A 12,567-nucleotide genomic window follows, 5' to 3' on the forward strand; every position below is an offset into this window, starting at 1 on the left:
CCTAACGGGTTAAAGCGATTGACCGGCCCCTTCCGGGGGTATCGGACACGCGTTCGAGAAGGGAGAGTCACGATGGCGAGCAACGACGTCACCGATAGTGGCCGGCCGGCGGAGAAAGACCCGGATCAGTGGGTCACGGGCGACGAGCCGATGACCGGGCCCCAGGAGTCCTACCTGGGCACCCTGGCCAGGGAGGCCGGCGAGGAAGCGCCGCACGACCTCACCAAGGCCGAGGCCTCCGCGAAGATCGAGGAACTGCAGCAGGCCACCGGCCGCGGGCAGTAGATACACAAGCGGGTGCCGGTGGCGAGAACGCCACCGGCACCCATCCCCCCGATAAGGACCCCGTCAGACCCGTTCGAGCACCCGCTCCTCCGGGGCCGGCGGTGCCGCGTGCCGCGGCTTCGCCTTCGGCTGCATCCAGCGGGGCGCCCACCAGTTCGCCTTGCCGAGCAGTGCCATCGCCGACGGCAGCACCACCGCCCGGATCAGCGTCGCGTCGATCAGGATCGCCGCGGCGAGACCGACACCCAGCTGCTTCATGTCGATCGTGCTGAGCGTGGCGAAGATCGAGAACACCCCGACCATCACCATCGCCGCGCTGGTCACGGTGCCGGCCGACGTCGTGATGCCGTGCCGTACCGCGTCGCGGGTCGACATGCCGCCCAGCACCGCCTCGCGGATCCGGCTGACGACGAACACGTGGTAGTCCATCGACAGGCCGAACAGCACCACGAAGAGGAACAGCGGCAACCAGGTGACCACCGCGTCCATCGAGTGGAAGCCGAGGATCCCCTCCGCCCAGGTGCTCTGGAACACCACCACCAGCAGGCCGTAGGCCGCCGCCGCCGAGAGCAGGTTCAGCAGGATCGAGGTCAGCGCGACGACCACCGACCGGAACGTCGCCACCATGACGAAGAACGTCAGGAACAGCACGAACGCCATCACCAGCGGCAGCTTCGACCGGATGTGCTCGGCGTAGTCGGCGTTCGCCGCCACGAACCCGCCGACCGCGTACTCGGCACCGGGCACGCCGCCGATCGTCGCCGGCGCGAGGTCGTTCCGCAGCGTCTGCAGGGAGTGCTCGGCCTGCGGGCTGCCACCGTGGAACGGCACCGGAAGGTCGAGCACCGCGATCCGCTGGTCGGCCGAGAACTTCACTTCCGGCTTCTCGGCAACGGAGAACTCACCGTCGGTCGCGGCCCGCGCCACCAGGGCGTCAAGAGCCGAGCGGACCGCGTCAGCGTCGGTCGGCGAGGCCTTCACCACGATCTGGTGGCTGGTGCCGGTGCTCGGGAACGCCGCGGTGAGCCGGTCGTAGGCCTGCATGGCCGCCGTGTCGCGGGGCAGGTCCTCCTCACCGGGGAACTTGAGCTTCATGTCCATCGCCGGGATCGCGAGCGCCACCAGGGCCCCGGCCGACACGAGCAGCGTCACCAGCGGGTACTTCAGTGCCGGCTTCAGCACCGCGGGCCAGAACCGCGGCGGACCCTGCCGGTTCGTGAGCTTCCACAGCACCGGGATGCGGCCCTTGTCGAGCCAGCGGCCCATCTTCGCGAGCATCGCCGGCAGCACGGTGAGCGACCCGAGCATCGCGACGGCCACCACCAGGATCGAGCCGACCGCCAGCGACGAGAACACCGTGTCCTGGGCGAGGAACAGGCCCGCCATCGAGATGATGACCGCGATCGCCGACACCACCACGGCGTGGCCGGAGGTCGCCGCGGCGATCTCCACCGCGTCCAGATGCGCTCTGCCCTTGGCCTTCTCCTCGCGCTCACGGCGCACGTAGAAGAGCGAGTAGTCCACGCCGACGGCCATACCGATCAGCAGGATCACGCTGTTGGTCGTGTCGGTCGCGGGGATCAGGTGCGACGCGAGCGTCGACAGTCCCATCGCGCCGACCACCGACGAGATCGCCAGCAGCAGTGGCACCCCCGCCGCGATCAGCGCGCCGAACGCGATCACCAGGATCACGATGGTCACCGGAAGGCTGAGGAACTCCGCCTTCTTGAAGTCCTCGCCGAGCGTCTCGTCGAGGGCCTTGTTGATCGACGGACCACCGGTCTGCTCGACGCGCACGTCGGGGTTGGCCTGCTGCACCTCGGCCGTCACGGCCTGCAGCGCGGCGACCCGGTCGGTCGCGGTCTCGGGGTCACCCGCCATCGTGATCTTGACCAGCAGCGCCGAGCCGTTCGGCGCCGGTACCGGGCCCTCCACCGTGGCGACGTCGGTGCGGCCGGTGAACTTCTGGATCGCGTCGTTCGCGGCCTTCGTGCCCGCCGCCTGGTCGAACTGGCCGGACTTCGCGGTGACGATGACGTTCTCCACCGCCGGGTCGTCGAAGTTCGCCTGGTCGTACAGCTGCTCGGCGCGGCCCGCCTCGCCGATGCCGAGGTCGTCCTCGGCCTCCTTGAGCCCGACACCCCCGCCGACCACGAAGCAGATCACCACGAACGCGACCCACATCGCCATCGCGCGCCACGGGTGGGTGGCGCTCCAGCGGGCCACCCGCACAGTCACCGGTCGCCGTTCCACGGCGTCCCCCCTACCGTCATCCTTCGAAAATTGACAGGAATGACGCTAGGGAGCTGGGGCTGCTGATACATCCGGGACGAACCCCGCCCGCTCCCCGACCCGATTTGTCCGATCCGGCTCAGGGGAACCCTGACTGCAACCCTGACGGACCTTTGCTGCCACGGAAGTTGGGCATCGTTGTTCTGGACGCCGACCGGTCTGGCCCCCATCAGCCCGGAAGCGTTCCCGGTGGAGTGCACCGCCCGCCACCGCTGGGACCACATAGAACGAGGCCGGCCCGATGTTCGCAGGTACACCGGGCCGGCCTCGCTCTGTGGCTGTGCGCCATGTTCTTGCTGGCCCCTACACGGCACACCACCGAGAAACGTTGTGGTTTCCCATCGGGAAATCCAGAGCGACGGCGTGGGCCGGGGCCGAGCCGGCCCGCGCCGTCGCAACTGAACACATCCGGTTTCAACGGGGCGGGACAGGGGGCGAAACCGGTGTGCCCGATGGGAACACCGATGACGTTAGGGCTTGTGCGACCGCTGTTCGAGCCTCTTAAACGAGACCTAATAAGGACTTTTAACGAGGGACACCTTGGTGGCGTCCGCGCCGCCTGCCGGGCTCGCGCGACAGCCGTCCCACCAGGCCGAAGCGGCTCGTGGGACGCGGCGGCGCCTCCACGTCGGGTAGCAGCACCACGACGCTCGCGCCACCGAACCGGCTCCGCCCGATGTTCACGGCGCCGTTGACGCCCGCGGCGAGCCTGCGCGCGATGTCGAGCCCGAGACCTGTGGAGCCCTTGTTGCTCACGCCCCGCTGCATCGCCGCCTCAGGGTCGGGGATGCCCGGACCGCCGTCGTCGACGCGGACGGCCACCCAGCCGTCCCGCCGGGTGACGGCGACCTCGATCGGCGTGCCCTGCGGCGTGTAGCGGAAGACGTTGCCGAGGATCGCGTCGAGCGCGGCCGCGAGGTCGGCCCGCGACACCGGGACCGGTGCGGGCAGCGTCGCGCCGACGCGCTTGCACGTGCGGCCCTGGTCGCCGGCGACCGCCGACCAGAACACCATGCGCTCGCGGACGATCTCGCTGGCGTCGCACCGGGCACCCACGGGCAGGCCGTCGGCGCCGACCTTGGTGATCTCGCCGGTGTTGGCCGGAGGCTGCCGGGCCGACCGGATGAGCTGGTCGACCTCGACCTCGAGGTTGTTGATCGAGCGCCGGACCCGCTCGCCGGCCGGGCCGGTGATCGGCTCGGCGTCGAGGCGCAGGGCGGTCAGCGGGGTCCGCAGCCGGTGCGAGAGGTCCGCGACCAGCTCACGCTCGGCCTTGATCAGGGCGAGGACGCGCTCGGCCATCGAGTTGAACGCCTGCCCGGCCTCCATGAGTTCGAGGGGACCGCCGGGCTGCACCCGCACGCCCAGCTGCCCGTCGTTGAGCGACCGGGCGGCCTGGGCGAACGACTTGGCCGCGCCGACCACCTTGTGGGCGAGCCGGTCGCCGACCCACACCGACGCCGCCACCAGGCCGACGGCCAGCGCGAACAGGGTGAACCAGGCCAGTGCCACGCCCTTGTTCAGCTCGTCCTCCGGGACGAACACCTCCACGACGGCGACGGTGCCGTCGGACAGCCGGGCCGGGGCGAGCAGCGCCTTACCACCGTCGACGTCGACGGTGAGCATCTCGCTGCCGTCGTCGGCCTGGTCGATCTCGGCGGTGCGGGCCCGACCGGTACCCATCTGCACCGACGGGGAGTTGTGCACCGCGACGCGTCCCTCGGCGTCGCCGCTGATGGTGGTCACCGCGGTGTTGACCGCGGCCTGGTCGGGCCGGACGACCAGCACGGCCACGACGGCGGCCGCGATCCGTTCGGCGTCGGCGACCGCGCGGTCCTCCGCGAGCTGCTGCACGACGAGGCCCAGCGGAATGAGGAAAGCGATGGCCACCATCGAGGTGACCGCGACGCTGACGTACGCCAGCGCGGCCCTCAGTCGGGTGCCGTGAACCGAACCCCGACCCCCCGCACGGTGTGCAGGTATCTCGGGGCCGCCGCGCTCTCGCCCAGCTTGCGGCGGAGCCAGTACAGGTGAACGTCGATCGTCTGGTCCTCCCCCACCGAAGGCTGACGCCATACCTCCTCCAGAAGCTCTCGACGGGAGACGACCCGGCCGGGCCGGGCGGCCAGGTAGGCCAGAAGATCGAACTCCTTGCGCGTCAGGGTCAACGGCGCGCCGTCAAGGTACGCCTGCCGCTGCGCGAGGTCTACTTTCAGGCCGCCGGCCTCCAGCACGCTGGGTGGTTCTTTCACCCCTCGGCCGGTCCGCCGGAGCACGCTCGCCATCCGCGCGTCGAGGTGCGCGCTCGTGAACGGCTTGACCATGTAGTCGTCGGCACCCGCCTTGAGCAATCGGACGATCTCCGCCTCGTCGTCACGCGCGGTAGCGATGATCACCGGAGCGTCGGAGACGCCCCGGATCATGCGCAGCGCGTCGGCGCCATCGAGATCGGGCAGTCCAAGGTCGAGAACGACGCAGTCGGGGGCGTCGGAAGCCACCCGCCGTAACGCCTCCAGAGCGGTGCCGACCGCGTACACGGTGTGCCCCAGGTCAGTCAACGAGCGCAGCAGGGCACCCCGCACCACGTGATCGTCCTCGACGAGCAACACCGTCGCCATGGCTGTCACCGTACTGTCCCCATGTTGCGCGTGGGACTCCTGGGCCGGGTTCCCCCGCGATCTTGGACGTTCGTACATCGATTTCGATGCCCAAGTGTCCAAGATCGGGAGGGTTGTCCACAGGCCTCCCACCTGGGGTGGCGGGCCTGCCGGGCGGGCCGGCGGAGTGCGGCGGCATGGAACTTCCCCGGCCGGACGCTGACGAGATCGACTGGCTGCGTTTCCAGCAGAACGATGTCATCAGCTGGGCGCAGGCCCGCGATCACCTCGGCCGGGGCGCGGCGGCCAACCGGCTCCGGGGCGGGCAGTGGCAGCGGCCCGCATGGGGAGTCGTCGTCGCGCACTCCGGTCCGCTCACCCGGCAGCAGCAGTTGTGGGCCGCCGTCCTCCGCGCCGGGCGCGACGGGGTGCTGGCCGGCACCACGGCCGCGACGCTGGAAGGCCTGCGCGGCTACGACAGGCCGGCGATCGATGTCCTGATCCCCGCCGGTCGCCGGGTCAGGTCGGCTACCGGGGTGCGGGTCCACCGCACCGCCGCGCTGCCGCCCGAGCACGTCCGGTGGGTCGGCTCGCCACCGCGCACCACCGTCGCCCGTTCGGTGGTCGACGCCGCAGCCTGGGCAGCCACCGACGACGACGCACGGGCGATCGTGGCCGCGGCCTTCCAGCAGAGGCGCGTAGCGCCGGGCGAACTGGAGGCCGTGCTGAGCGTGATGCCGCGCAGCCGCCGGCGTGCCCTGGTTCTCGAGACGGCGGCCCTCGCCAGCGGCGGCTCCCACGCGCTCACCGAGCTCAACCTGGTGACCCTGTGCCGCCGGCACCACCTTCCCGCGCCCGACCGGCAGGTGCACCGGGCCGACGCCTCGGGACGCGACCGTTACCTCGACGCCTACTGGCCCGAATACCGGCTGCACGTGGAGGTGGACGGCTCGTGGCACCTGGAGGTCCGCACCTGGTGGGCCGACATGCAGCGCCAGAACAACCTCTGGATCACCGGCGACCGGGTACTCCGCTTCCCCGGCTGGGCCCTGATCCACGAGCCGGCCAAGGTCGCGGCCCAACTCCACGCCGCCCTGGTAGCAGCCGGCTGGACCCCCTGACCCACCCCCTTCTTTCCGCGATCTTGGACGCTCGTACATCGATTTCGATGTACGAACGTCCAAGATCGCGGAAAGCGGGGGTTAGGAGGATAGGAGTTGGTCTACCGGGGCGTGGTCGTCCCGGAGGATCATGGCGTTGCCGGCCCACGACCTCGCTTCCACGACCGCGGCCGGCTCGGGTACCCGGGCCACCGCGTCCGTGATCGCGGCGAGATCGAGGGGCGCGTCCGAGGCGACGATCACGAAGTTGGCGCTCCGGCTGCCCGCCAGGGCCTCGGGTGGCGAGATCACCAGCACGTTCCGGAACACCTGGGCGACGGTGGCCGCCTCCGCCCTCACGAACCGGCGGCCCGGGCCGTCGATGACGTTCAGGGCGTACACCCCGTCGGAGCGTAGGACGCGGTGCACGTCGCGGGTCAGCTCGACGGTCGCCAGGTGCCACGGCACCACCAGGTGCCCGAACGCGTCGCCGATCAGCAGGTCGCGCGAGTCGGTGGCCTCCCGGGCCAGCAGCGCACGCCCGTCACCCGTATGCACCCGCAACGACGGGCCGGTCACCAGGCCGAGCTCGCGGCGGTCGAGGGCCACCAGGCCCTCGTCGAGCTCCAGGACGACCTGGTCGCGGACGGTGTCTGCGTAGTAACGGGGCAGCGTGAACCCGCCGCCGCCCAGGTGCAGCACGTCCTGCGGGGGCCGCAGGGCCACCACCGCGGTGATCCACTGGGCGTAGGCGAACTCGAGGTGCTTCGGGTCGTCGAGGTCGACGTACGAGTGGCGGGCCGAGTTGAGCCACAGCGTGCGGCCCGAGGGACGGTTGGGGTCGGTGGTCACCGAGGCGCAGTGGTACGCGGTCTCCACGTCGCACGGCGTCGGCGCCACGGCGGCCAGCCCGGCGGCGCCCAGCCCGATCACGGCCATCGAGACCCGGCCGCGCCGCGACACCCACAGCCCGAACCGGAACGACAGCCACAGCCCGATCACCGCGGTGACCGCGGCCACCAGCAGGACGATCACGCTCGACGGCAGGAAGCGCACCAGCACGAACCCGGTGCCGAGGGTCGCCGTGATCGCGCCGAGCGTTCCGACCGACGACAGCCGGCCGACGATGCGGCCGGTCACCGCCAGGTCGTCCAACTGCAGTTTGATCACCAGCGGGGTCACCGCCGACAGCAGGGCGGCCGGGAGGAACAGTGCCAGCAGGGCCAGCATCACGACGTTCGCCGCGTCGGTGCCGCGCAGGAACTCGCCCGCGTAGCGCACCACCGGCACCGTGACGGCGGTGGTCACCGCTCCGGCGAGCATTGCCGGGCCGAGGAGCCGGCGCGGGTCGATCCGGTCGGCCAGCCAGCCGCCGGTCCACGCTCCATACGCGATGGCCGCCAGGGCCACGCCGATCACGGCGCTGCTGGTCTGCAGCGTCACCCCGACATAGGGCCCGACCAGCCGCAGGCCGACGATCTCCAGCACCAGCACGGCGCCGCTCGAATAGAACACCAGGGCACCGGCGAGGCGCGGGTGAAGAGGCACGGGGGCCGATGCTACGCGGACGGGCTGACAGCGACGGTTCAGCCGGAAGCGCCTCCGCTAAAGAGTCAAAACCACCATAATGGACATGGCCGAGAGGAGGCAACCGTGTCCGACGTCGTGCTCAGCCGGCCGTCCCGGCTCGCGGCGGTCGAACGCGCCCGCGTGCTGCTCGAAGGGTCGCACGTCCCCCTCGACCGGCTCGCCCGGCTCGTCGCGAGCGGTGGTCACGCGCCGATCGGCGCCATCTCGCTCCTGGACGACCACCGCGAGTACCTGGTCGCCGCCCACGGTGTGCGCCAGCGCGACCTGCCGCTGTCGGAGTCGCTGTGCCAGCACGTGGTCAACGCCGACCTGCCCCTGGTGGTCCACGACACCGACAAGCCCACCGGGGTCGTGGCGTACGCCGGGTTCCCTGTGCACCTCGCCGGCGCCGCGGTCGGCGCGGTCTGCGTCGCCGACCAGGTCGCCCGGCAGTGGACCACCGCCGAGCTCAACGCCGTCAGTGACGCCGCGAGCGTGGTCACCGCGATGCTCGCCGAGCACGACGCGGCCCACACGACCGCGCAGGCCGCCGGCTTCGCACGCGAGACGGCCGGGCTCGCTCGCGACACCGCCGGGCTCGCGCGCCACGCCGCCGGGTTCGCGCCGGAAGGTGCCGACGGGCCGGTCACGACCGACAGCCGGCACGACCGGACGCTCATGGACGCGATCCGCGAGGCCGCCCGCAGCCGGGCCTTCCTCGACGCGTTGCTGGGCTCGCTCGACACCGCCGTGGTCGCCTGTGACCAGGACGGCCGGCTCATCATGTTCAACCGCCACATGCGTCGCATCACCGGCGACGTCGAGCACGAGACGCCAGACAAGTGGCCCGGCCGGCACCACGCCCACCACGTCGACGGCCGGCTGATGCGCACCGAGGAGCTGCCGCTGGTGCGGGCGCTGCACGGCGAACTCGTGCACAGCGAGCCGATGATGATCCGCCTCGACGGCGAGCCGGACCGGTACTACCTGTGCAACGGCCGCCAGCTCCGCTCCGACGACGGTGAGGTGCTCGGCGCGGTGATGGCCGTGCACGAGGTCACCGGGATGGTGCGGGCCGGCCGGTTCAAGGACTGCGAGATGGCCGTCGCCCGCGTACTGGAGGACGATCCGACGCTGGAGGAGGCCGGCGGCGAGGTCCTCGACCTCGTCGTCGGCGCCCTGGGCTGGCCGTGGGCCGAGCTGTGGCTTCGTGAAGGCTCCGACCTGCGCCGCTGCGCGACGGCCAGCCTCGCCCCGCACGGCCACGCGACCGGCAATCCACCCGCTCCCGGCCACGCGCTGGCCCGGCGGGCCAGCGAGAGCGGCCGGCCGGTGTGGGCCACGGGCGACGGCGCGAACCTGGCGGTGCCGATCCGCAGCGCCGAACGGGTGCTCGGGGTGCTCACGCTGTTCGCCGACACGGTCGTCGACGACGAGCGCGAGGACCTGGCGCGGCTGCTGTCCGAGGTCGCCGCGCACGTGGCCACCTACCTGGAGCGCCGGCGCGCCGCCGAGCTCGCCCAGGCGCTGGCCCGCAGCAAGGACGAGTACATCGGGCTCGTCGGTCACGAGATGCGTACGCCGCTGACCTCGATCTCCGCCTACACCGACCTGGTGATCGAGGACCCGGACCTCCCCGACGACGCGCGCACGATGCTCGCCGTGGTGCAGCGCAACGCCGCCACCCTGCGCGGCATCATCGCCAACCTGCTCGACCTCGCCGCGTTCGACTCCGGGCACGCCCGGGTGCAGCTCAACCCGACCGACATCAGCGACCTCGTCGCCGGGGTGGTCCGCGACGCGGCCGGTCGCGCGACGGCGGCCCGGGGAGATGCACCGGTCGAGGAGTCGTGGAGCGGCCGTGGCGCACCGCCGCCGGTCACGACGGAGATCGCGCCGGGTATCCGGGTCGCGGCCGACGTGCCCCGGCTGCGGCAGGCCGTCGACAACCTGGTCGGCAACGCGCTCACCTACACGCCGGGCACGGGTTCGGTGGTGGTGCGGCTGGAGACCGCCGGCGGCCTGGCCGTGCTCGAGGTCGCCGACACCGGCATCGGAATCCCGGTGAAGGAGCGGTCGAACCTCTTCGGCCGGTTCTTCCGCGGCCGCGCCGCGAAGAGCGCGGGCGTGCCGGGCAGCGGGCTCGGCCTGGCGATCTCGCGGGCGATCGTCGAGGCCCACCACGGCACCCTCGAACTGCTCGACCGGCCCGGCCCGGGCAGCACGTTCCGGGTGCGGCTACCGCTCGCTTAACGCGAGCTCAGGGCCTCGAAGGCGCGGGCGTCGGTGATCGCGGCGCCGCCGGGGTCGTTGTTGAAGTACACGTGGACGCACGTGAGCTCCGCGGTCCGCCGTACCCAGGAGCGCAGCGCGGTGCGGCCGTACCGGGGCCAGGGTTTCGCCCGGCCCTCGTGCATGCGCAGGTATCCCCACGACGCCGTCGTCCACAGTGGAGTCAGCGGGCGGCTGTGCCGGTCGGCCCAGCACAGTGCGGCGTCGTGCCGTTCGAGGACCCGGCGCGTGTCGTCGACCCACCACGAGTCGTGCCGCGGCTCGACGGTGACCTTCACGCCCTTCGGGACGAGTTGGAGCGCCGCGTCGAGGAGGCCGGTGTCGCGTTTCAGGTTCGGCGGCAGCTGGAACAGCACCGGTCCGAGCTTCGGGCCCAACGCGTCGGCCTGGGAGAAGAACCGCTGGATCGGCTCCTCCGGTTCCTTCAACCGTTTGATGTGGGTCAGGTACCGGCTCATCTTGACCGCGAAGCAGAAGTCGGCCGGTGTGCGCTCGCGCCACTGTTCGAACGTCGTCCGCTCCGGCAGCCGGTAGAACGCGTTGTTGATCTCGACCGTGCGGAAGTGCTCCGCGTAGTGTTCCAGCCACTTCTTCTGGGGCAGCCCGTCCGGGTAGAACCGGCCGCGCCAGTCCCGGTACTGCCATCCCGAGGTGCCGAGGACGATCACACCGTGCCAATACCCTAGTTTTGAGGGATGGAACAACGGATCCTCGGCCGAACCGGCCGGTCGGTGGGTGTGGTGGGTCTCGGGGCGTGGCAGTTGGGCGCCGACTGGGGCGAGGTCACCGACGAGGCGGCGTTCGAGGTGCTGGCGGCGGCCGTCGCCAGCGGGGTGACGTTCATCGACACGGCCGACGTCTACGGCGACGGTCGCAGCGAGAAGCTGATCGCCCGGTTCCGGTCCGCGGGCGGGTTCGGTTCGTCGGCGGTGACGGTCGCGACCAAGATGGGACGCCGGGAGGCGCTGGATCCCGCGAACTTCACCCTCGCGAAGTTCCGGGAGTGGACCGACCGGTCGCGGGCGAACCTCGGTGTGGACACGCTCGACCTGGTGCAGCTGCACTGCCCGCCCGACCCGGTGTTCGACTCCGACCGGGTGTTCGACGACCTCGACACGCTCGTCGCCGAGAAGGCCGTCGCCGCGTACGGCGTCAGCGTCGAGACGAGCGACCAGGCGCTCCGCGCGATCGCCCGGCCCGGGGTGGCGTCCGTGCAGATCATCCTGAACATGCTGCGGCTCAAGCCGCTGGAGCGGGTGCTGCCGGCGGCCGTCGACGCCGGTGTCGGCATCATCGCCCGCGTGCCGCTGGCCAGCGGGCTGCTGTCGGGCCGCTACGACGAGCACACCGAGTTCGCCGAGAACGACCATCGGAACTACAACCGGCACGGCGAGGCGTTCGACGTCGGCGAGACGTTCTCCGGGGTCCCGTACGACACGGGTCTCGAAGCGGTCCGCCGGCTGCGGTCGCTGGCCCCCGACGGCGCCACGACGGCGCAGTTCGCCCTGCGCTGGATCCTCGACCAGCCGGGGGTGTCGGTGGTGATTCCGGGTGCGCGCACCCCGGAGCAGGCGACGGGCAACGCGGCCGCCGCCGCGCTCGCGCCGCTGGACCGTTCGACGGTGGAGGCGGTGGCGCGGGTCTACGACGAGCTGGTCCGCCCGCGGGTCCACGACCGCTGGTAGCTAGTTCCCCTTCGGTGCGAAGGCGCAGAACTCGTTGCCTTCGAGGTCGGCCATGACCCACCAGGAGATGCGGTCGCCGGGGGCGCGGAGCACCGTGGCTCCGGCGGCGACCAGCCTGTCGGGGGTCGGGTCGGTGAGCGTCACGTCCCAGTGCATGCGGTTCTTGGCGCGCTTGCGCCACGGGAGCTTGTCGAACACGAGGTACTGCCACGGCATTCCGGCGGCGCCCTCGACGTATGCGTCGCCGTCGCCGGTGCGGGCGGTGCCGCCGAGTACCGAGGTCCACCAGATCGCCTGTGCCGCCGGGTCCCTGGCGCCGACGACGAGTTCGTAGACGGCGGCCAGCGCGCGCCGCTTCAGCGGTGTCGGCACGCCCCGCTTCGGGGGGAACGCGCAGAACTCGTTGCCCTCGGGGTCGGTGAGCAGCCACCACTTGATGTCGCCGCCGGGTGACCGGTGGAGGGTGGCGCCGGCCGCGACGAGCGGCTTCGGGTCGCGGGCCGGGAGCCGCACGTCGAGGTGCACCCGGGTGCCCTTGCTCCGCTTCTCCGGCACCGGGTCGACCCACAGCGGGATGCCGGCGCCGGTGTCGACGCGGGCCGATCCGTCGCCGAGGTCGACCACCCTGCCGCCGAGCACCTTGCGCCAGAAGGTCGCCAGCGCCAGCGCGTCGCCGTCGCCGGAGCCGGCGTCGAGGCAGAGGTCCTTGAAAGTCGCGATCGCCACGACAACCGACCATAGTGGACC

Annotated in this window: 10 protein-coding genes; 4 read left to right on the forward strand and 6 right to left on the reverse strand. The window is 71.6% G+C overall.

The window, feature by feature from the left end; translation table 11 throughout:
* The first annotated feature begins 72 nt into the window (after positions 1 to 72).
* Positions 73 to 285: a DUF3072 domain-containing protein gene (locus Voc01_RS01785; protein ID WP_203925441.1), complete on the forward strand. Its 213-nt coding sequence runs from the start codon at positions 73 to 75 to the stop codon at positions 283 to 285.
* Positions 286 to 348: 63 nt separating this feature from the next.
* On the opposite strand, the gene Voc01_RS01790 is transcribed toward Voc01_RS01785, so the two are convergent.
* From Voc01_RS01790 to Voc01_RS01800, 3 genes are all read right to left on the reverse strand, one after another.
* Entirely contained in the window at positions 349 to 2,538 is a 2,190-nt protein-coding gene (locus Voc01_RS01790) for an MMPL family transporter (RefSeq protein ID WP_203925442.1), read from the reverse strand.
* Positions 2,539 to 3,102: 564 nt separating this feature from the next.
* Positions 3,103 to 4,470 (reverse strand): sensor histidine kinase, encoded by a 1,368-nt coding sequence (locus tag Voc01_RS01795; RefSeq protein ID WP_203925443.1) that lies wholly within the window; start codon positions 4,468 to 4,470, stop codon positions 3,103 to 3,105.
* Between the two features lie 38 nt (positions 4,471 to 4,508).
* Positions 4,509 to 5,195, reverse strand: coding sequence for a response regulator transcription factor (locus tag Voc01_RS01800; RefSeq protein ID WP_203925444.1), 687 nt, complete (start codon positions 5,193 to 5,195; stop codon positions 4,509 to 4,511).
* Between the two features lie 176 nt (positions 5,196 to 5,371).
* On the opposite strand from Voc01_RS01800, the gene Voc01_RS01805 reads away from it, so the two are divergent.
* Positions 5,372 to 6,295, forward strand: coding sequence for a putative endonuclease domain-containing protein (locus Voc01_RS01805; RefSeq protein ID WP_203925445.1), 924 nt, complete (start codon positions 5,372 to 5,374; stop codon positions 6,293 to 6,295).
* A gap of 81 nt (positions 6,296 to 6,376) precedes the next feature.
* Here the strand turns inward: Voc01_RS01805 and Voc01_RS01810 are convergent, their stop codons facing one another.
* Positions 6,377 to 7,864: a fused MFS/spermidine synthase gene (locus tag Voc01_RS01810; RefSeq protein ID WP_203925455.1), complete on the reverse strand. Its 1,488-nt coding sequence runs from the start codon at positions 7,862 to 7,864 to the stop codon at positions 6,377 to 6,379.
* 63 nt (positions 7,865 to 7,927) lie between these two features.
* Between Voc01_RS01810 and Voc01_RS01815 the strand changes: the two genes are divergently transcribed.
* Positions 7,928 to 10,096 (forward strand): sensor histidine kinase, encoded by a 2,169-nt coding sequence (locus Voc01_RS01815; RefSeq protein ID WP_203925446.1) that lies wholly within the window; start codon positions 7,928 to 7,930, stop codon positions 10,094 to 10,096.
* Here Voc01_RS01815 and Voc01_RS01820 read toward each other — a convergent pair.
* Entirely contained in the window at positions 10,093 to 10,803 is a 711-nt protein-coding gene (locus tag Voc01_RS01820) for a DUF72 domain-containing protein (protein ID WP_203925447.1), read from the reverse strand. The two genes, Voc01_RS01815 and Voc01_RS01820, sit on opposite strands and share 4 nt — an antisense overlap.
* 27 nt (positions 10,804 to 10,830) lie before the next feature.
* Between Voc01_RS01820 and Voc01_RS01825 the strand changes: the two genes are divergently transcribed.
* On the forward strand, positions 10,831 to 11,820 hold the full coding sequence (locus Voc01_RS01825) for an aldo/keto reductase (protein ID WP_203925448.1): 990 nt from the start codon (positions 10,831 to 10,833) through the stop codon (positions 11,818 to 11,820).
* Here the strand turns inward: Voc01_RS01825 and Voc01_RS01830 are convergent.
* Positions 11,821 to 12,567: VOC family protein (locus Voc01_RS01830; protein WP_203925449.1), on the reverse strand; the 747-nt coding region annotated here is incomplete at its 5' end. It lies immediately after the preceding gene.

The organism is Virgisporangium ochraceum, from assembly GCF_016863655.1.
GTDB lineage: Bacteria > Actinomycetota > Actinomycetes > Mycobacteriales > Micromonosporaceae > Virgisporangium > Virgisporangium ochraceum.